The sequence below is a fragment of the Colwellia sp. genome, assembly GCF_013215345.1.
Taxonomy (GTDB): Bacteria; Pseudomonadota; Gammaproteobacteria; order Enterobacterales; family Alteromonadaceae; genus Colwellia.
The window spans coordinates 1-20912 of the sequence record NZ_JABSOV010000073.1 but is presented as its reverse complement, the minus strand read 5'-3'; the positions used below and the strand labels follow the sequence as shown (position 1 = coordinate 20912).

The 20912-nt window shown below is 40.1% G+C and carries 13 protein-coding genes and 1 tRNA gene; 12 read left to right on the top strand and 2 right to left on the bottom strand.

Annotated elements, in window-relative coordinates; translation table 11 throughout:
- Positions 1-254: 254 nt before the first annotated feature.
- The 9 genes from rpoB (at position 255) to nusG (ending at position 15111) form a co-directional block, all read left to right on the top strand.
- On the top strand, positions 255-4283 hold the full coding sequence (rpoB, locus tag HRT50_RS12105; protein WP_291614797.1) for a DNA-directed RNA polymerase subunit beta: 4029 nt from the start codon (positions 255-257) through the stop codon (positions 4281-4283).
- Between the two features lie 125 nt (positions 4284-4408).
- Complete coding sequence (gene rpoC / locus HRT50_RS12100) at positions 4409-8632, top strand: DNA-directed RNA polymerase subunit beta' (RefSeq protein WP_291614795.1); 4224 nt, start codon at positions 4409-4411, stop codon at positions 8630-8632.
- A 380-nt stretch (positions 8633-9012) separates the two neighbouring features.
- Positions 9013-9387 (top strand): 30S ribosomal protein S12, encoded by a 375-nt coding sequence (gene rpsL, locus HRT50_RS12095; RefSeq protein WP_011045492.1) that lies wholly within the window; start codon positions 9013-9015, stop codon positions 9385-9387.
- Positions 9388-9504: 117 nt separating this feature from the next.
- Positions 9505-9978 (top strand): 30S ribosomal protein S7, encoded by a 474-nt coding sequence (rpsG, locus tag HRT50_RS12090; RefSeq protein WP_057182974.1) that lies wholly within the window; start codon positions 9505-9507, stop codon positions 9976-9978.
- A gap of 266 nt (positions 9979-10244) precedes the next feature.
- A complete protein-coding gene (fusA, locus tag HRT50_RS12085) occupies positions 10245-12344 on the top strand; it encodes an elongation factor G (protein ID WP_291614779.1) in 2100 nt (699 codons plus the stop codon).
- A 94-nt stretch (positions 12345-12438) separates the two neighbouring features.
- Positions 12439-13626, top strand: coding sequence for an elongation factor Tu (tuf, locus tag HRT50_RS12080; RefSeq protein WP_291614777.1), 1188 nt, complete (start codon positions 12439-12441; stop codon positions 13624-13626).
- 315 nt (positions 13627-13941) lie between these two features.
- Positions 13942-14018: transfer RNA gene (locus HRT50_RS12075), tRNA-Trp, on the top strand.
- A gap of 92 nt (positions 14019-14110) precedes the next feature.
- Positions 14111-14491, top strand: a complete 381-nt coding sequence (gene secE, locus HRT50_RS12070) for a preprotein translocase subunit SecE (RefSeq protein WP_291614774.1) — start codon at positions 14111-14113, stop codon at positions 14489-14491.
- A 2-nt stretch (positions 14492-14493) separates the two neighbouring features.
- Positions 14494-15111: a transcription termination/antitermination protein NusG gene (gene nusG, locus HRT50_RS12065; protein ID WP_291614772.1), complete on the top strand. Its 618-nt coding sequence runs from the start codon at positions 14494-14496 to the stop codon at positions 15109-15111.
- Positions 15112-15456: 345 nt separating this feature from the next.
- Here the strand turns inward: nusG and HRT50_RS12060 are convergent, their stop codons facing one another.
- Together HRT50_RS12060 and HRT50_RS12055 are read right to left on the bottom strand one after the other, a co-directional pair.
- The gene (locus HRT50_RS12060) at positions 15457-17277 is read right to left on the bottom strand and encodes a glycoside hydrolase family 9 protein (protein ID WP_291614769.1); all 1821 of its coding nucleotides are present in this window, start codon (positions 17275-17277) and stop codon (positions 15457-15459) included.
- A gap of 142 nt (positions 17278-17419) precedes the next feature.
- Positions 17420-18238: an ion transporter gene (locus HRT50_RS12055; protein WP_291614768.1), complete on the bottom strand. Its 819-nt coding sequence runs from the start codon at positions 18236-18238 to the stop codon at positions 17420-17422.
- A 253-nt stretch (positions 18239-18491) separates the two neighbouring features.
- On the opposite strand from HRT50_RS12055, the gene HRT50_RS12050 reads away from it, so the two are divergent.
- From HRT50_RS12050 to rplA, 3 genes are all read left to right on the top strand, one after another.
- Positions 18492-19583: an OmpA family protein gene (locus HRT50_RS12050; RefSeq protein ID WP_291614765.1), complete on the top strand. Its 1092-nt coding sequence runs from the start codon at positions 18492-18494 to the stop codon at positions 19581-19583.
- A 273-nt stretch (positions 19584-19856) separates the two neighbouring features.
- Entirely contained in the window at positions 19857-20285 is a 429-nt protein-coding gene (gene rplK, locus HRT50_RS12045; protein ID WP_291614764.1) for a 50S ribosomal protein L11, read from the top strand.
- 3 nt (positions 20286-20288) lie between these two features.
- On the top strand, positions 20289-20912 hold a 624-nt coding region (gene rplA / locus HRT50_RS12040), incomplete at its 3' end, for a 50S ribosomal protein L1 (protein ID WP_291614762.1).

Here is a 20912-nt window from a genome sequence, read left to right as displayed (position 1 = left end):
TTTTAAACAGATTGTTTGCCTGAAAAGGCATGGCTGGTGATTTAAACGTCACCGGCCTTTTTGCGCTTTTTCTGTTTGAAAATAAATGATGTTTTTTTGAACAGAACAGTGCATTATTTAGTGTCGGATACTTTGTTTAGTAAATAACAATATATCCCGTAATGTTTAGACGTAAATATTACAGCAATACCCTGTCTAAGTGAGCCTTGCTTACTTAGACAGATTTGGCCATAACCAGCAAGCTGAGGAACCCCATGGCTTACTCATACTTTGAGAAAAAGCGAATTAGAAAGGACTTTGGTAAAAGTGTACAAGTAATGGAATATCCATTTTTGTTGTCCATTCAACTCGATTCTTTCCGCAAGTTTATTGATCTTGACACAACAGGTGAAACCGGTCTAGAGGCTGCTTTCCGTTCTATTTTCCCTATTAAAGCATATTCAGGTAGCTCAGAATTACAATATGTAAGCTATCGTTTAGGTGAACCATTATTTGACGTTAAAGAATGTCAAATACGTGGTGTGACTTATTCTGCACCGTTACGCGTTAAATTACGCTTAGTGGTATACGATAAAGAAGCCGCAGCCGGTACTGTTAAAGATATCAAAGAACAAGAAGTGTACATGGGCGAAATCCCGTTGATGACAGATAACGGTACCTTCGTAATTAATGGTACTGAGCGTGTTATCGTTTCACAATTACATCGTTCTCCTGGTGTATTCTTTGATCACGATAAAGGTAAAACGCATTCATCGGGTAAAGTATTATATAACGCACGCGTTATTCCTTACCGCGGTTCATGGTTAGATTTTGAATTCGATCCAAAAGATAACTTATTTGTACGTATCGATAGACGTCGTAAATTACCAGCGTCAATCATCTTACGTGCATTAGAATATTCTACTGAAGAAATTCTAGATATGTTCTATGACACAACTGAATACACCATTAAAGGTGATAAGTTGATCATGGATCTTGTCCCTGAACGTCTTCGTGGTGAAACAGCTACTTTTGATCTTTCGATCAAAAAAGGTGAAGTATTAGTTGAGTCTGGCCGTCGTATTACTGCACGCCACATTCGCGCTTTATCTAAAGCTAAAATTGATAAACTAGAAGTACCAGCAGATTATATCGTTGGTCGTGTTTTATCAAAAGCCTATATCGACAAATCTACCGGTGAAGTAATTGCTGAAGCAAATGCTGAAATCACTTTAGAAATGTTAGCCGAGCTTAGCCAAGCGGGCCATAAAGTACTTTCTACTTTATATATGAACGAATTCGATGTTGGTTCATACATGTCTGATACCTTACGTGTTGATGGTTCAACTAACAAGCTAGAAGCTTTAGTTGAAATATACCGCATGATGCGTCCAGGCGAGCCACCAACAAAAGATGCTGCTGAAGGGTTATTTACTAACTTATTCTTCGCCTCTGAACGTTATGACTTATCTACGGTAGGTCGTATGAAGTTCAACCGTCGTGTTGGCAATGCAGATGATGTTGGTACTGGTATCTTATCGAAAGAAGATATTATCTCGGTAATGAGAACCTTGATCAATATTCGTGATGGTAAAGGCGAAGTTGATGATATCGATCACTTAGGTAACCGTCGCATTCGTTCTGTTGGTGAAATGGCAGAAAACCAATTCCGTGTTGGTCTTGTTCGTGTTGAACGTGCAGTTCGTGAGCGTTTAAGTCTTGGTGACTTAGATGCAATCATGCCACAAGATTTAATCAACGCTAAGCCAATTTCTGCGGCAGTGAAAGAGTTCTTTGGCTCATCACAATTGTCACAGTTTATGGATCAAAACAACCCGTTATCAGAAGTAACGCATAAGCGTCGTATTTCTGCCTTAGGGCCGGGTGGTTTAACCCGTGAACGTGCTGGTTTTGAAGTACGTGATGTACATCCAACGCATTATGGTCGTGTATGTCCAATCGAAACGCCAGAGGGTCCAAACATTGGTTTGATCAACTCGCTTTCTTGTTACGCACGTACCAATGACTTTGGTTTCTTAGAAACACCATACCGTAAAGTAATTGACGGTTTAGTGACTGATGATATTGATTACTTATCAGCGATTGAAGAGGGTAACTTTGTTATCGCTCAAGCCAACGCTAAACGTAATGATAAAAGCATGTTAACTGAAGAGTTAGTTAACTGTCGTCATAGAAATGAATTTACCTTAAAATCTTCTGCTGAAGTTCAATATATGGATGTTTCACCACAACAAATTATTTCTGTTGCGGCGTCACTTATTCCATTCCTTGAACATGATGATGCTAACAGAGCCTTGATGGGCTCGAACATGCAACGTCAAGCTGTACCTACCTTAAAAGTTGATAAACCGCTTGTTGGTACTGGTATGGAAAAAGTAGTTGCAGTTGATTCAGGTGTTACTGCAGTTGCCAAACGTGGCGGCGTAGTAAGCTATGTTGATGCCTCACGTATCGTAGTTAAAGTTAACGAAAATGAAATGCATGCTGGTGAAGCCGGTATTGATATTTATAACTTAACTAAATACACACGTTCTAACCAAAATACTTGTATCAACCAACGTCCAGTGTGTCGTATGGGTGAACCAGTAGTACGTGGTGATGTATTAGCGGATGGTCCTTCAACTGATATGGGTGAATTGGCATTAGGCCAAAACATGCGTATCGCATTCATGCCTTGGAATGGTTACAACTTCGAAGATTCAATGTTGTTATCTGAGCGTGTTGCTATTGAAGACAGATTTACCACGATTCACATTCAAGAGTTAACGTGTATTGCACGTGATACTAAGCTTGGTAGTGAAGAAATTACTGCAGATATTCCAAACGTAGGTGAGTCAGCATTATCTAAATTAGATGAAGCTGGTGTTGTTTATATTGGTGCTGAAGTAAATGGTGGTGACATCCTAGTTGGTAAAGTTACGCCTAAAGGTGACACACACCTTACTCCTGAAGAAAAACTTTTACGAGCAATTTTCGGTGAGAAAGCGGCTGACGTTAAAGATAGCTCATTACGTGTACCTAACTCTGTTAAAGGTACTATCATCGATGTGCAAATATTCACTCGTGACGGCGTTGAAAAAGATGCTCGTGCGGTTGAAATTGAACAAATGCAACTTAAAGAAGTTAAGAAAGATCTTGGCGATGAATTAAGCATTTTAGAAGATGGTATTTACGCACGTACTAAGAAGCTATTGTTATCTGCTGGCTTAAACGAGTCTGACTTAACGTCTATGTCTCGTGACAGATGGTTAACACAAAACTTAGCTGATGAAGGTCAACAAGCAGAGCTTGAGCAAATAGCCGAGCAATACGACAACATCAAAGAAGATTTTGATAAGAAGTTTGAAGTTAAGCGTCGTAAGATCACTCAAGGTGATGACTTACAACCTGGCGTATTAAAAATTGTTAAGGTTTACTTAGCTGTTAAACGTCACATTCAGCCAGGTGATAAAATGGCTGGTCGTCATGGTAACAAAGGTGTTATTTCAAACGTAGTACCTGTTGAAGATATGCCATACGATGAGTTTGGTGTACCGGTTGATATCGTGTTGAACCCGCTAGGTGTTCCATCACGTATGAACATTGGTCAGATCTTGGAAACTCACTTAGGCATGGCATGTCGTGGTGTTGGTGAGAAGATCAACCGCATGTTAGAAGAGCAACGTGAAATGCATAAACTACGTAACTTCATTCAAGAAGTTTACGATGTTGGTGAATCTCGTCAAACAGTTGATATTGCAACTTTCTCTGACGATGAAGTCTTGCGTATGGCTGATAATATGCGTGCTGGTTTAACGATTGCAACACCAGCATTTGATGGCGCAGCAGAGAAAGAAATCAAAGAGTTATTTAAACTTGCAGAAATGCCTGAAAGTGGTCAGTTCTGGTTAACTGATGGCCGTACTGGTCGTAAGTTCGAGCGTCCTGTAACTGTTGGTTATATGTATATGTTAAAACTAAACCATTTAGTTGACGACAAAATGCATGCACGTTCTACTGGTTCTTACAGTCTCGTTACTCAGCAACCACTTGGCGGTAAAGCGCAATTCGGTGGTCAGCGTTTCGGTGAGATGGAAGTATGGGCACTTGAAGCTTATGGTGCTGCTTATACCTTACAAGAAATGCTAACGGTGAAATCTGATGATGTTAACGGTCGTACTAAGATGTATAAAAACTTAGTTGACGGTGATCACAAAATGGAACCAGGTATTCCTGAGTCGTTCAACGTATTACTTAAAGAAATTCGTTCTTTAGGTATTAACATTGAATTAGATAAGGATTAGTAGCCTAATGCCTAGAGTCTAACTCTAGGCATTTAGTACTAAGAAGTTGTAGCTGAACATATTCAGTGAGGGAAGAAGACAAATTTTGTTTTCTTCTAAAGATTTAACTCCGACAGGAGAAGAGTGTGAAAGATTTACTTAAGTTTCTTAAGCAACAAAATCAAACCGAAGATTTCGATGGTATTCGCATCGGCTTAGCATCACCAGATTTGATGCGTTCTTGGTCATTTGGTGAAGTTAAAAAGCCAGAAACCATTAACTACCGTACCTTTAAGCCAGAACGTGACGGATTATTCTGTGCACGTATTTTTGGTCCAGTAAAAGATTACGAATGTCTTTGTGGCAAATATAAACGCCTAAAACATCGTGGTGTTATTTGTGAAAAATGTGGCGTTGAAGTTACTTTAACTAAAGTTCGTCGTGACCGTATGGGTCATATCGAATTAGCTAGCCCAGTTGCTCACATTTGGTTCTTAAAATCATTACCATCACGTATTGGTTTATTATTAGATATGACTTTACGTGATATCGAACGTGTGCTTTATTTCGAATCATATGTTGTTACCGAGCCAGGTCTAACAACACTAGAAAAAAGTCAAATTCTAACGGAAGAAGAATATCTTGATGCGTTAGAAGAACACGGTGATGAATTCGACGCACTAATGGGCGCCGAAGCGGTATTAGCTTTACTACAACAAATTGATTTAGATGCTGAAGTAGCGCAAATGCGTGAAGAGTTACCTGAAATCGGTAGTGAAACTAAACGTAAAAAAATTACTAAGCGTTTAAAATTAATGGAAGCATTCGCCGCTTCAGGTAACAAACCTGAATGGATGATTATGAATGTTCTACCAATTTTACCGCCGGATTTACGTCCGTTAGTACCTCTAGATGGTGGTCGTTTTGCGACTTCAGATCTTAACGATCTTTACCGTCGTGTTATTAACCGTAACAACCGTTTAAAACGTCTGCTAGACCTAGTTGCACCAGACATTATCGTACGTAACGAAAAACGTATGTTACAAGAGTCTGTTGATGCATTACTAGATAACGGTCGTCGTGGTCGTGCAATTACCGGTTCTAACAAACGTCCTCTTAAATCTCTTGCCGATATGATCAAAGGTAAGCAAGGTCGTTTCCGTCAGAATTTACTAGGTAAACGTGTAGATTACTCTGGTCGTTCTGTAATCACGGTTGGTCCTACGCTTAAACTACATCAATGTGGTTTACCTAAGAAAATGGCATTAGAGTTATTTAAACCATTTATTTACGGTCTTTTAGAGCGTCGTGGTTTAGCAACAACAATTAAAGCGGCTAAGAAATTAGTTGAGCGTGAAGGCGCTGAAGTTTGGGATGTACTTGATGAAGTAATCCGCGAACATCCAGTAATGCTTAACCGGGCACCAACTCTTCATAGATTGGGTATCCAAGCGTTTGAACCTGTGCTAATTGAAGGTAAAGCAATTCACCTTCATCCACTAGTTTGTGCGGCATACAATGCCGATTTCGATGGTGACCAAATGGCGGTACACGTACCGTTGACAATCGAAGCACAAATGGAAGCACGTACGTTGATGATGTCAACGAACAACGTATTAGCACCAGCTAACGGTGAACCAATCATAGTACCATCGCAGGATGTTGTATTAGGCCTTTATTACCTAACGCGTTTTCGTATAAACGGTTTAGGCGAAGGCATGGTCTTTACCGATGAGAAAGAAGTAGAAAAGGCATACCGTACTGGTGTAGCTGAACTTCATGCACGCATTAAAGTTCGTATTACTGAGCATGTTAAAAATGCTGATGGTGAATGGGAACCAGTTACTAAGTTACGTGATACTACAGTTGGTCGTGCCATTATGTGGCAAGTTTGTCCTAAGGGCTTACCTTTTGATCTAATTGATCTGCCGCTAGGTAAAAAACCAATTTCGAAATTGATTAACCATGCTTACCGTAATCTTGGCTTAAAAGAAACGGTAATATTTGCTGACCAAATCATGTACACAGGTTTTCATTATGCAATGATCTCTGGTTCCTCTGTTGGTATCGAAGATATGGTTATTCCTGACGCTAAGTACACGATTGTCGAAGAATCAGAAGCTGAAGTTGCTGAAATTCAAGCACAGTTTGACCAAGGTCTAGTAACTGCTGGTGAGAAGTACAACAAAGTAATCGATATTTGGTCGTCAGCGAACGAAAAAGTTTCGAAAGCGATGATGGATAACTTATCGAAAGAAATGGTTATGAATAAAGATGGCGAAATGGAAGAGCAAGATTCTTTCAACTCAATCTTTATGATGGCTGACTCGGGTGCTCGTGGTAGTGCTGCACAGATTCGTCAGCTAGCTGGTATGCGTGGCTTGATGGCTAAACCAGATGGTTCAATCATCGAAACGCCAATCAAAGCTAACTTCCGTGAAGGTCTAAGTGTATTACAATACTTTATCTCAACTCATGGTGCGCGTAAAGGTCTTGCCGATACGGCACTTAAAACAGCTAACTCGGGTTACTTAACTCGTCGTCTAGTAGATGTTGCCCAAGATTTAGTGGTTACCAATCATGATTGTGGTACTACTGATGGTCTAATGATGACTCCACTCATTGAAGGTGGTGATGTTGTTGAACCGTTACGTGAACGTGTATTAGGTCGTGTGGTTTGTGATGACGTATTGATTCCAGGTACTGAAGAAGTATTACTTCCTCGTAATACCTTAATTGATGAAACACTTTGTGATGTTATTGAAGCTAATTCAGTGGATCAAATCAAAGTACGTTCAATCATTACTTGTAAAACTGATTTTGGTATATGTGCTTTCTGTTATGGTCGTGATTTGGCTCGTGGCCATATGATCAACCAAGGTGAAGCCATTGGTGTTGTGGCAGCGCAATCAATCGGTGAACCTGGTACACAGCTTACCATGCGTACGTTCCACATCGGTGGTGCGGCATCTCGTGCTACTGCAGAGAACAACGTACAAGTTAAAAATACCGGTCATTTGAAATTACAAAATGCTAAGTATGTAACCAACTCAGACAAAAACCTGGTAATTACTTCACGTTCATCAGAGTTAACTATCATTGATGAAATGGGTCGCGAGAAAGAGCGTTATAAAGTACCTTATGGTTCTGTACTGACCAAAGATGATGGTGAAGCAGTTACCATTGGCGATATAGTCGCTAGCTGGGACCCTCATACTCACCCTATCATCACGGAAGTAAAAGGTAAGGTACAATTTGTTGATTTAGTTGATGGCGTAACTATGGTTCGTCAAACTGATGAATTAACAGGTCTATCAAGCATCGTAATTACTGATGCGGCACAGCGTAATGCTACCGGTAAAGAAATGCGTCCAGCATTGAAACTTGTCGATAGCAAAGGTAAAGACGTAATGATCGCTGGTACTGAAATTCCAGCCCTTTATTACTTACCAGGTAATGCAATTGTTAACCTTGAAGATGGCGCCGATGTTGGCGTTGGTGATGCACTAGCTCGTATACCACAAGCAAGTTCAAAAACTCGTGATATTACTGGTGGTCTTCCTCGTGTAGCTGATTTGTTTGAAGCGCGTAAACCTAAACTTCCTGCAATTCTTGCAGAGAAAACAGGTGTTGTTGCTTTCGGTAAAGAAACCAAAGGTAAAGTACGCTTATTGATTACTCAGCCAAATGGTGAAGTTTACGAAGAGATGATCCCGAAAACGCGTCAATTGAATATCTATGAAGGTGAGCCAGTAATCAAAGGTGAAGTTATTGCCGATGGTCCTGAATCTCCACATGATATCTTGCGTTTACGTGGTGTTGCACCAGTTGCTAACTACATAGTTAACGAAGTACAAGAAGTATACCGCCTACAGGGTGTTAAGATTAACGATAAGCACATTGAAGTTATCGTACGTCAAATGATCCGTAAGTGTGAAATTCTTGATGCAGGTGACTCAACGTTCCTTAAAGGCGAGCAAGTTGAAGTGGCGCGAGTTAATATCTCAAACCGTGAACTTGAAGCTGCCGGCAAGCAACCAGCTGAATATGAAATGCAAATGATGGGTATTACTAAAGCATCACTTGCAACTGAATCATTCATTTCAGCGGCGTCGTTCCAAGAAACAACACGTGTACTTACTGAAGCTGCTGTTGCAGGTAAGAAAGATGGTCTACGTGGCTTGAAAGAGAACGTTATCGTTGGTCGCTTAATCCCAGCTGGTACAGGTTATTCGTACCATCAAGAACGTGCTAGACGTAAAGCTGCAGCACTAAACCCTGTTGCTGAAACAAAAGTTTCAGCTGATGATGCAGAAAAAGCACTAATGGATGCTTTAAATGCTGATTTACTTTCAGGTGATAATGATTAATCGTTATTAAGTGATTGTTATTAAGTAATAGGGAAACCTATTAACTAATAATCAAAAGCCGCATCTTTTATTAGATGCGGCTTTTTTGTTTTATAAGCTTAAATAATACTGATGAGATACTGCCACTGTTAATTGAGAAAACGATCGCTGAGCCAGAATAAACGCGGCTATAACGATCAAATACTTGACAGCTCAATCATTGACCTATAGAATTCCGCGACCTTATATTCTGTACCTAGTGTGCTTAATGTACAAAGCATGAATATTTCATGCTTTGATAAGGTAAAATTACGAGCGTGTAAACCTTTCCCATTGATTTAAGGTTTATACAATAATTTATCAAGGCTACTTTCCTTGGTAACAACTAATCAGGAGCTATAATGGCAACTATTAACCAACTAGTACGTAAACCACGTGTTAGACAAGTAACTAAAAGTAACGTTCCAGCGTTACAAGCTTGTCCACAACGTCGCGGCGTTTGTACTCGTGTGTATACTACTACACCTAAAAAACCTAACTCAGCACTACGTAAAGTAGCTCGTGTTCGTTTAACTAACGGCTTCGAAGTTACTTCATACATCGGTGGTGAAGGTCATAACTTACAAGAGCATAGCGTGATTTTAATCCGTGGTGGTCGTGTTAAAGATTTACCTGGTGTGCGTTATCACACCGTTCGTGGCGCACTAGATTGTTCTGGTGTAAGCGATAGAAGACAAGGCCGTTCTAAATACGGTGCTAAACGACCTAAATCTTAAGTTTTCCTTTCTTTGCCTAGTCAATAGGTAAAAGATAAGAAACGTTAAGTAAGGCCAAATTAAAAATTTTTAAATTTATGTATTTTGGGTTAAACCTGAATAACACGGAGAATTGAGATGCCAAGAAGACGCGTCGTAGGGCAACGAAAAATATTGCCAGATCCTAAGTTCCATAACGAACTTTTAGCAAAATTCATCAACATCCTTATGGTTGATGGTAAGAAATCTACTGCCGAGAAAATTGTTTACGGTGCATTAGACATTTTATCAACTAAAGAATCTGAGAAAACTCAAATTGAGTTGTTCGAAACAGCTCTTGAGAACATCCGCCCATCTGTCGAAGTTAAATCTCGTCGTGTTGGTGGTTCTACTTATCAAGTTCCAGTTGAAGTACGTCCAGTGCGTCGTAATGCGCTAGCCATGCGTTGGTTAGTTGAAGCAGCTCGTAAACGTGGTGAAAAATCAATGGCTCAGCGCCTAGCTAACGAAATGTTAGATGCGTCTGACAGCAAAGGCTCTGCGGTTAAGAAACGTGAAGACGTTCACCGTATGGCTGATGCTAACAAAGCATTCGCTCACTACCGCTGGTAAGCTAGCAGTATTGACTGATTGTACTATCTACCTTTGGGCATGCTCATTGGTAGGTACATGGCTAGCAAGATTATTCTTGCTAGCCATACTCATTTTACGGACTTGCGCTTTTAGCGATAATTCGAATAATAATGACAGAGTTTTATTAACTAAAAATTTGTACTTTGAGATAAGATCTCCAGCGAATATTTAGTTAATAACACTAAACATAAATTACTGGCTCATTTACCTGAGTAAATGAGCAGTAATGGTAAGAGGATTTCATTTTGGCCCGTATCACTCCTATAGAGCGCTACCGTAATATTGGTATCTGTGCGCATGTAGATGCAGGTAAAACGACAACCACAGAGCGCGTATTATTTTATACTGGTCTATCTCATAAGATTGGTGAAGTACATGACGGCGCGGCCACTATGGACTGGATGGAACAAGAGCAAGAGCGTGGCATAACCATCACGTCTGCCGCAACCACCTGTTTCTGGAAAGGCATGGAAGGTCAATTTGATGACCATCGCATCAATATCATTGATACCCCAGGTCACGTTGACTTTACCATTGAAGTAGAGCGTTCGTTACGTGTACTTGATGGTGCGGTATTAGTGCTATGTGCATCTTCGGGTGTTCAACCGCAAACAGAAACAGTTTGGCGTCAAATGGAAAAGTATGCGGTACCACGCATAGTATTTGTTAACAAAATGGATCGCACCGGTGCAGACTTTTTAGCGGTTGTTGATCAATTAAAAGATCGTTTAGGTGCTAAAGCTGTACCAATTCATTTACCTATCGGTGCAGAAGAAGATTTTACCGGCGTTGTTGATCTTATTAAAATGAAAGCCATTAACTGGTCTGAAGAAGATCACGGTATGACTTTTTCCTACGAAGAAATTCCGGCTGACATGCTTGAATTGGCAGAAGAGTGGCGTGAAAATTTAGTATCTGAAGCCGCTGAAGCCAATGAAGAGTTAATGGATAAATACCTTGAAGAAGGTGAATTAACCGAAGCAGAAATTAAAGCGGGTTTACGTGCGCGTACCTTAGCCAATGACATTATCTTATGTAGCTGTGGTTCAGCCTTTAAAAACAAAGGTGTGCAAGCGGTACTTGATGCTGTTATCGAATACTTGCCTTCGCCAACTGAAGTTGCCGCGATTACCGGTATTAATGACGATAAAGATGAAACTGAAGGCACTCGTGCAGCAAGTGATGATGCACCTTTCTCCGCCTTAGCTTTTAAAATAGCGACGGACCCTTTTGTTGGCACGCTAACATTCTTCCGAGTTTATTCCGGCGTAGTGCAAACAGGTGATAGTGTTTATAACCCAGTAAAGGGTAAAAAAGAGCGCTTTGGCCGTATCGTGCAAATGCACGCGAATGACAGACAAGAAATTAAAGAAGTTCGCGCAGGAGATATTGCTGCTGCGATTGGTTTGAAAGATGTCACCACGGGTGATACTTTATGTGATTTAACCCATGTTATTACGTTAGAGCGGATGGAATTCCCTGAACCGGTAATCTCAGTTGCGGTTGAACCAAGAACATTAGCTGCCCAAGAAAAAATGGGTGTGGCATTAGGTAAACTTGCCGCTGAAGACCCATCATTTAGGGTGCATACCGATGAAGAAACGGGTCAAACCATTATTTCTGGTATGGGTGAGCTACACTTAGATATTTTAGTTGAACGCATGAAGCGTGAATTTGGCGTAGAGTGTAATGTCGGTAATCCGCAGGTCTCTTATCGCGAAACGATACGCAGCAGTGTTGAAGTCGAAGGTAAATTTATCCGTCAATCAGGTGGTAAAGGCCAATACGGTCATGTAGTACTGAAGATGGAGCCAAACGAAGAAGGCGCGGGTTTTGAGTTTGTAAACGAAATTGTTGGCGGCTCAGTACCCAAAGAATATATTCCTGCAGTAGAAAAGGGTTGTCAAGAGCAAATGGATAGCGGTGTTTTAGCTAGCTTTCCATTATTAGACATTAAAGTCACGCTCATTGACGGTTCTTTTCATGACGTTGACTCTAACGAGATAGCGTTTAAAGTTGCTGCATCTATGGGCTTTAGAAAGGGCGCGCTTGCAGCTAACCCGGTTATTTTAGAGCCAATGATGAAGGTTGAAGTATCAACACCTGAAGCCAATATGGGTGATGTGGTTGGTGACTTAAACCGTCGTCGTGGAATGATAGAAGGCATGGACGAAGGTCCTGCAGGTTCGAAAATTGTAAATGCATTGGTACCCTTAGCCGAAATGTTTGGCTATGCTACCGACTTGCGTAGTGCTACTCAAGGCCGTGCATCTTACTCTATGGAGTTTCAGCAGTATAATGAAACGCCGAAAATGGTAGCACAAAAAATTATGGAAACTCGTTAGAGTATCCATTCAATAGAATATTTACATCTGGCAAGGTCATTTTGACTGCGCCTTTTAATTTATATAGTTTACTAAACTTTAAGGTAATTGAAAAATGGCTAAAGAAAAATTTGAACGTACCAAACCACATGTTAACGTTGGTACTATCGGTCACGTAGATCACGGTAAAACAACTTTAACAGCTGCGATCTCTGCAGTATTAACTAAAGTTCACGGTGGTGAAGTTAAAGATTTCGCACAAATCGATAACGCTCCTGAAGAACGTGAACGTGGTATTACAATCAATACTTCTCACATCGAGTATGATACAGCTGTACGTCACTACGCACACGTAGATTGCCCAGGCCATGCTGATTACATCAAAAACATGATCACTGGTGCTGCACAAATGGATGGAGCTATCTTAGTAGTTGCTGCTACAGATGGTCCTATGCCACAAACACGTGAGCACATCTTATTATCTCGTCAAGTTGGTGTTCCTTACATCATCGTGTTCATGAACAAATGTGACATGGTAGATGACGAAGAGTTATTAGAATTAGTAGAAATGGAAGTTCGTGAACTTCTTAGCGAATATGACTTCCCAGGTGATGATTTACCAGTAATTCAAGGTTCAGCACTTGGTGCATTGAACGGCGAAGAAAAATGGGAAGCAAAAGTTATTGAACTAGCTGACTATTTAGATACTTATATTCCAGAGCCAGAGCGTGCAATCGACGGTGCATTCATCATGCCTATCGAAGACGTTTTCTCAATCTCAGGCCGTGGTACTGTTGTAACTGGTCGTGTTGAATCTGGTATCATCAAAGTTGGTGAAGAAGTAGAAGTTGTTGGTATCCGTGATACACAAAAATCAACTTGTACTGGTGTTGAAATGTTCCGTAAGCTTCTTGACGAAGGTCGTGCTGGCGAGAACTGTGGTATTCTTCTTCGTGGTCTTAAACGTGAAGATGTTGAACGTGGTCAAGTACTTTGTGCTCCAGGTTCAATCTTACCTCATACTAAGTTCGAATCAGAAGTTTACATCTTAAGCAAAGATGAAGGTGGTCGTCATACTCCATTCTTCAAAGGTTACCGTCCACAGTTTTACTTCCGTACAACGGATATCACTGGTTCAGTAGAGCTTCCTGAAGGTGTTGAAATGGTTATGCCTGGTGACAACCTTAAGTTTGTTGTTGAGCTAATCAACCCAGTAGCGATGGACGAAGGTTTACGCTTCGCTATCCGTGAAGGTGGTCGTACTGTTGGTGCTGGTGTTGTTTCTACAATCCTAGACAAGTAGCATTTATTTGCTGTTATTCGTTGAATAACATGCAAGTGCTATAAATTAAGAAGGTCGCTAACGCGGCCTTTTTTGTGCCTGTTTTTTGATAAATAATACTGCGATAGCATACTCGCTCAAATTTTATGTCTCTTGTTGTCATTGAACACAGTAATTACGTCAAAGAAATGTCTTATCTTAGTCAATACATCAAATACTTCTTGAGTAAAACACTGGGCTGAGTATAATGACGCCTCACTTCTCGAGTATCTCTTAATTCCCAAAAAACTAAGATTCACCCGATGAGTGTAACTATCGTTTTAGTAAGCGATCTGTAGGGGTGTAGTTCCAATTGGTAGAACAGCGGTCTCCAAAACCGATGGTTGGGAGTTCGAGTCTCTCCACCCCTGCCATTTTGAGTAAACATAGGCAAGTGTGCGTATGTTTTAGCGACTTGTAATAACAAGTCGTGTTATTAAAAAGTAGATTAATACGGAATAGAATTATGAATGCAAGTACAGAAGAGCAACCAAGCAGTTCTTTCGATACATTAAAGTGGGGAGTTATCTTCTTACTTTTAGCTGGTGCAGTTGCAGGTAATTACGTTTACGGTGAAGAGTCAGTTTTAATTAGAGCCGTTGCCGTTGTAGTAATGGTTGGTGTTGCGGGTTTAATCGCATTGCAAACTGAAAAAGGCCGTAATGCCGCTATATTTGCAAAAGAAGCGCGTACTGAGGTACGTAAAGTTGTATGGCCAACACGTCAAGAAGCCATACAAACGACAGGTATTGTATTAGTAGTGACTTTATTGATGTCATTATTACTTTGGGGATTAGACTCTGTTCTATTCTGGTTAGTTGGTTTAGTTACAGGTATGCAGGTTTAGTTATGTCTGAAGAAAATATGTCAGAAGAAGATATCCCAGAAGAGATTTCTGCTGCAGAAAATGCAGAAATACAAATAAATAGAAATCCAAAGTTGCGTTGGTATGTAGTACAAGCATTTTCTGGCTATGAAGGTCGTGTTCAAAAAACATTGGTTGAACATATAGGAATTCACGGCTTAGAAGACAAGTTTGGTGAGATTTTAGTACCAACCGAAGAAATCGTAGAAATGCGCGCTGGTCAAAAGCGTAAAAGTTCACGTAAATTCTTCCCAGGTTATGTGTTAGTTCACATGGAACTTGATGATGAGTCTTGGCATTTAGTTAAAAGCGTGCCACGTGTACTTGGTTTTATTGGTGGTACAAAAGAACGTCCAGCACCAATTACTCAAAAAGAAGCTGATCGTATTTTACAGCGTCTTGAAGAAACTGATAAGCCTAAACCTAAGACATTGTTTGAGCCAGGCGAAGTTGTTCGTGTTATTGACGGACCATTTGCTGACTTTAACGGTGTTGTTGAAGAGCTTGATTACGAGAAAAACCGTATTAAAGTATCAGTTCTTATCTTCGGTCGTTCAACGCCAGTTGATTTAGAGTTTGGTCAAGTTGAAAAAGGTAGCTAATTAGCTAGCCTTACTTGATATAAAAGTATTTGATATAAAACGCTTGCCTTGTGCAGGCGTTTTTTGTTTCTGGCGCTTGATTTTTATTGCCAAGTTATGCCAATAACTTGCTAGTAAGGTGTTACGGGCAAAGAAAGTAACTACGGAGTACTAAGCTTGAGCAGACAGCTGGTGAATTAGTAAGAGCACAAAGGCGTTAGAAAAATTTTAGGTGCAGTCACGATGTTGATGAATGGATTGAGTCGTATTAGAAATAGTATAAAGTAGTGCGAAGAGAGTAGCGTGGAAATAAGCGGACTAAACTTTAAAGCTAGTCCGTATAAGTGATTAATCCTTAAATTTTACTTATTCAGTCATGGCCGTCATGGCTAATAAATACCATGTTGAATGTGACAACCATTGTTCAACCCAGCGCCAATTGTTTTCGTCTGGCCCTTCAGCCCAAGTAATCCCTCGACCTTCAGGGCTTAATGTCGCTCCAGTGATGCCACTTGAAATACCACCATTAAGCATAGTGCCAGCACTTTTGGCATGTGGTGGATTATTAACACCAAAGCCATAGAGCATACACACTTGGTAAGGGTTTTTACCCATAAGCCAATCTATTTGGCTTTGGGCAAAGTTGGCTAGCTCATTATTGATACCAAAAGCGCCATGGGGATCGCTGTGAGTTATTTTACCGCCCCAAATCGCTGCCGCTGTTAATGACGCCATGCGAGCATTTTCACCTTGCCACCAATCATTTGATTCGTTGTCATGAGGCATAAAAAAGCCTTCCTGTTGCTTAGAGTACAGGCCATCTTTAGAGGTTCTAAACGTTTGTCGCGCTAAATTAAAAGGGTTAGCGACTTGAGTATTTAATGCCAGTTGATAATCGAGGGATAATTTAATGGTACGTTTAGTTTTATTTTTAAGCTGACGGTTGCGCTCTATAGTCAAGTAATCAACCAAGGCAATGATAGGTAAGCCCGCATCAACGCCATGATAAAAAGGTCTTTCGTCATCATCACTGACAAACCAACCTTGGGATGTCATTCTGTTATTTAACTTATGAGCTCTATGGCGAGCAGCTTTTAAGTATTTAGTTTTTTTAGTGATGCGATAAAGTTCGGTTGCAGCAATAAGTGCAGTGTAATCATCAATAATGTTTTCTTTGCCGTTATCAACATAGCGCTGGTTGTATTTTTGTAAATGGGCAAAAGCGCGTTCGGCATCGGTTAAATATTGTTTAGCTGAAAACTCACCCTGTACGCCGGTTTTATTACTTATTTCATGAGCTCTAACTAATGCAGCAATTGCCATGCCACCACCTTCACGAAAAGCGGCTTGAAAATTGGCAGTGTATTCATCATTAAGTGCGTTGTAGTTACTTACTAAGCGGTCTTCATCGGCATCGCTACCATCAAGGATTTTAGTGTAGAAGTAACCATTACTGGCCAATACTCTATGTAAATAATCAGCACCCCAAATTACCTCTTCGGCTAACGTTAGGGTTAAAGCCTTACGGTCGTAGAGTCTACTTAACTTACTATATGATTTCGCCATCGCCCAGGTAGCCAAGGCACTTTGTTGACTAACGAGGAAGTTTGATGCAGTTAACTGCGCCAATGACTTGTTCGAATTGCTACCAGAATCCACCCAGCCCCCTGAAACATCGAGGTAATGTTCTGTCTCGATAATACGGATGGATTTATCTTTCGGGTTAGTGTGACGACTCGCTTTAAAATAATTAACCAGTGACTTTGCTGTTAGGGCGAAGTAAGCATTAGGCTTAATGGTAAAGGTTGATGAAGCAAGTTGTTGCTTTGGGGTATTGACTACGATATGAAATTCACCGCGGCGCTTGATTGAAGAGAAATCAGCAAGGTAATAGTGAGTACCTTGTCCCCATTCAGTGAAGCTTGGGCTGGAGGTTAGCTTGCCTTGATAAATAATGTTTGAGTCTTGGTAAACAATAAAACGACTCGCCGTTTCTCCTATAGGTAAGGCGATTACGGCTTGCTTGGGTGCTTGCACGTCGAAAGCTACTTGGTTAATGTAAATGTTTGCTTTAGCTAGATTGGGTGGGTTGCTTGGCTGAGGTTTGCTACTACACGCAGAAACTAGCACTAACATGGCAACTAGTATTAGCTTGCCAAAATGTGAGAAGGCTGGAGTAAACATCATGTAATTTCCGTAAGGTTATATTTTTTATAACATTAACCATAGCCTAATCATGGTGAATTAGTAATACCTTAATTCTCTTAGCAGGGACTTATATCCTTACTTTTTAGTGAGCTAGGTATTACTCTCCACAGTCATTAATTATTTAATAATTATCAATACGTCTGCTTTCTAATAATTGATTGAGCTTATCTATTTTTGCTTCGAGTACTAACATATCTTCTTTAGTGGCAATAGTTTGCTTGGGTTTGCCTTCCTCTTCATGCATAACTTGCATGGCATCAACGATAATACCGATAAATAAGTTAAGCACAGCAAAGCTGGTAATAATAATAAAAGGTACGAAGAATACCCAAGAAAGCGGGAATAGCTCCATAGTAGGGCGAACTATGCCCATAGACCAACTTTCTAATGTCATCACCTGAAATAAGGTATATGCGGAAGCGCCAATGCTGCCAAACCATTCCTGCATATTAGCATCACTATGGCTACCAAATATTTTAGTGGTCAGTACGGCAGAAACATAAAAGATAATGCTTAATACGCCTACCACCGAGGCCATACCCGGTATTGAGTGGCCTAGTGCGCCAATTACGCGACGCATTTGTGGTACTACCGAGAGTAAGCGTAGCACTCTTAGTATTCTAAATGCACGTAAGACTGAAAGCGCGCCACTGGTTGGTGCCCAAGAAATAGCGACAATAATAAAATCGAACCAATTCCATCCTGAACGAAAAAAGCTACTTCTATAAACAATGAACTTTAACACTAGCTCGATGGAGAACATTACTAGGATGCTTGTGTCTATGACCAGCAGGATATCGGCATTATCTTTACCAAATTGACTAGTTTCCAGGCCAAGAGTAAAGGCATTAAATAGAATAAGAAAAATAATAAAGTTCTGAAACTGCTTACTCTCAACGAATTTTTTTAGGCTAATATTTTGCCTATTAATAGATGACATAGTGATTACCGACGAATAGAGAATAATTATGGGAGATAAGGTTATATACAATTGAATAAAACAGGGAGACTGTACACTAATGCCCAATGAAATCTGTGACTAAATGTGAAGTATTACGCTATGAGTAGTTATATTTAATAGTAAGCACTTAAAAGTAACATTTTTTTTACAAAACTATGGAGTATTTACTCAAAAAGATTAGAATACGCGCAAGAAATACTTCTTCAGGCGATTTATATAAGGAACCTATTCAATGCGCCCATTTAAACTATTAAAATTATGTCAATTCATTGGTTTATCCGTTTTTTCATTTTCGTTGGCTGCCTCGGAGCAACCAACAGCCGAATCACTTGTTGGTAATGTATACCTAGGTGGTCATGCTATGTATTTAAAAACCGATGAAGATCGTTTTTATAATAGTAATGCTGATTCGTCAATTGATCATGCCTCGGGCTTAGGTGCTGAAGCAGGTTACCGCTTATCTGAGTTATTCGAGACCAGAATATCGTATACGCATTTTAATCCAGTTGCTGAAAATAATAATTATGATTTATCTTCGGGTAAAAGTATTGCCTTAGATTTATTATACTTTCCCTTTAAGGAAAGTTTTTATGTTGTTGGTGGTGCAGACTTTCTAGATGTAGAGAAGTCAAATTTGTCTGCTGCTTTAGGTGCCGGTTACCGTCATTATTTATCGCAAAACATGGCACTATATTTTGAGGGGAAGGGGCACTATCAATTCGATAATAATTTTACCGACTTTTCTAGCAAAATCGGTTTTATCTATTATTTTGGTAGTCAGCCTCAAAAGATAAAGCGCACAGAATCGACTAAAGTTACGGCTATACAGCCCACTATGGCTGTTGTTGCGACAAAAGATAGTGATAATGATGGCATAGTTGATAGCCAAGATAAGTGTGTAAATACACCTGCAATGGATAAAGTAAACGCTAAAGGTTGTACTATATTTACTGCGCAACAAGAATCAATGCGCTTATTAGTAAACTTTGATAATGACAAAAGCGAAGTACGCACTGAGTATAAAAATGAAGTAGCAAAAGCTGCAGAGTTCATGAATACCTATCCTCATGTGAATTTAACTATTGAAGGTCATACTTCAGCACAAGGTAGTGAAAAATATAATCAAGCTTTATCAGAAAAACGTGCGCAAGCGATTGTTGCTGTGTTAATTAATGATTTTTCTATTGATGCAAGTCGCTTAAACTTTATTGGGCACGGTGAAACAATGTTGATGAACCCAGCCAATACAGCAGCAGCGCATAAGCAAAATCGTAGAATTGAAGCAATCATTACTACTAGTAAGCAAGTCGCTGAAAAACGATAATTATTTGGCGAGATAAAGGTATCATTAAGCAATTAAATAGTGACTTAGACTCGTCTTGTAATAATAGCACTTGAAATGGCACTACTGGTTAATATATAATCCGCTGCCGCTTATTTTTAGCGCGCACTAAATGCGCTTGATAACGTTATGAAAGTAACTGTTTTTAAAGCGAATTTTGTAAAACAGGGAAGCGAAAATACAGTACTGAATTAGTGAATGCTAATTTGGTGTTATATACATCGCGTTAATTACCCAAACTAAAGGTATTTTAAAATGGCTAAAAAAGTCCAAGCTCTAATCAAGCTACAAGTAGCTGCTGGTGCAGCTAACCCGTCACCACCAGTTGGTCCTGCATTAGGTCAACATGGTGTTAACATCATGGAATTCTGTAAAGCGTTCAACGCGAAAACAGATTCTTTAGAAAAAGGCGCTCCGGTTCCAGTAGTAATTACTGTATATAATGACCGTTCGTTTACTTTCGAAACTAAAACTCCACCTGCTTCTTACTTATTGAAAAAAGCAGCTGGCGTAAAAAGCGGCTCTGGTCGTCCTAACACTGAAAAAGTTGGTTCTGTAACTACAGCTCAACTTGAAGAAATTGTTAAGATGAAAGAACCTGATTTGACTGCTGGTTCTATGGAAGCTGCAGTGCGTACCATTGCGGGTTCTGCTCGTTCAATGGGTTTAGTGGTAGAGGACTAATCAATGGCTAAATTATCAAAACGTACTCGTCTTATCCGTGAAAAAGTAGACGTATTAAAAGAATATGATATCAAAGAAGCTGTTTCTTTATTAAAAGAATTTGCTACTGCTAACTTCCGTGAAAGCGTAGATGTTGCAGTAAATCTTGGTATCGATGCTCGTAAATCAGATCAAAACGTTCGTGGCGCTACAGTATTACCAAATGGTACTGGCCGTGATGTACGTGTTGCTGTATTTACACAAGGTGCAAACGCAGAGAAAGCTAAAGAAGCTGGTGCTGACATCGTTGGTATGGAAGATTTAGCTGCGCTAGTAAAAGCTGGCGAAATGAACTTCGACGTTGTTATTGCTTCTCCTGACGCAATGCGTGTTGTTGGTCAACTAGGTCAAATCTTAGGCCCTCGTGGTTTAATGCCTAACCCTAAAGTTGGCACAGTAACTCCTGACGTAGCTGGCGCGGTTAAAAACGCTAAGTCTGGTCAGATCCGTTACCGCAACGACAAGAACGGCATCATCCATACCACTATTGGTAAGGCTGATTTCGAACCTGCACATTTGCAAGAAAACTTAGAAGCATTGCTTGAAGCGCTTAAGAAAGCAAAACCTGCAAATGCTAAAGGTCAATAC

Bases quoted from the DNA above. Each gene is read 5' to 3' on its own strand.
- rplK (WP_291614764.1), top strand. From the start codon at position 19,857: ATGGCTAAAAAAGTCCAAGCTCTAATCAAGCTACAAGTAGCTGCTGGT.
- secE (WP_291614774.1), top strand. From the start codon at position 14,111: ATGAATGCAAGTACAGAAGAGCAACCAAGCAGTTCTTTCGATACATTA.
- rpsG (WP_057182974.1), top strand. From the start codon at position 9,505: ATGCCAAGAAGACGCGTCGTAGGGCAACGAAAAATATTGCCAGATCCT.
- HRT50_RS12050 (WP_291614765.1), top strand. From the start codon at position 18,492: ATGCGCCCATTTAAACTATTAAAATTATGTCAATTCATTGGTTTATCC.
- tuf (WP_291614777.1), top strand. From the start codon at position 12,439: ATGGCTAAAGAAAAATTTGAACGTACCAAACCACATGTTAACGTTGGT.
- HRT50_RS12055 (WP_291614768.1), bottom strand. From the start codon at position 18,238: ATGTCATCTATTAATAGGCAAAATATTAGCCTAAAAAAATTCGTTGAG.
- nusG (WP_291614772.1), top strand. From the start codon at position 14,494: ATGTCTGAAGAAAATATGTCAGAAGAAGATATCCCAGAAGAGATTTCT.
- rpsL (WP_011045492.1), top strand. From the start codon at position 9,013: ATGGCAACTATTAACCAACTAGTACGTAAACCACGTGTTAGACAAGTA.
- rpoB (WP_291614797.1), top strand. From the start codon at position 255: ATGGCTTACTCATACTTTGAGAAAAAGCGAATTAGAAAGGACTTTGGT.
- HRT50_RS12060 (WP_291614769.1), bottom strand. From the start codon at position 17,277: ATGATGTTTACTCCAGCCTTCTCACATTTTGGCAAGCTAATACTAGTT.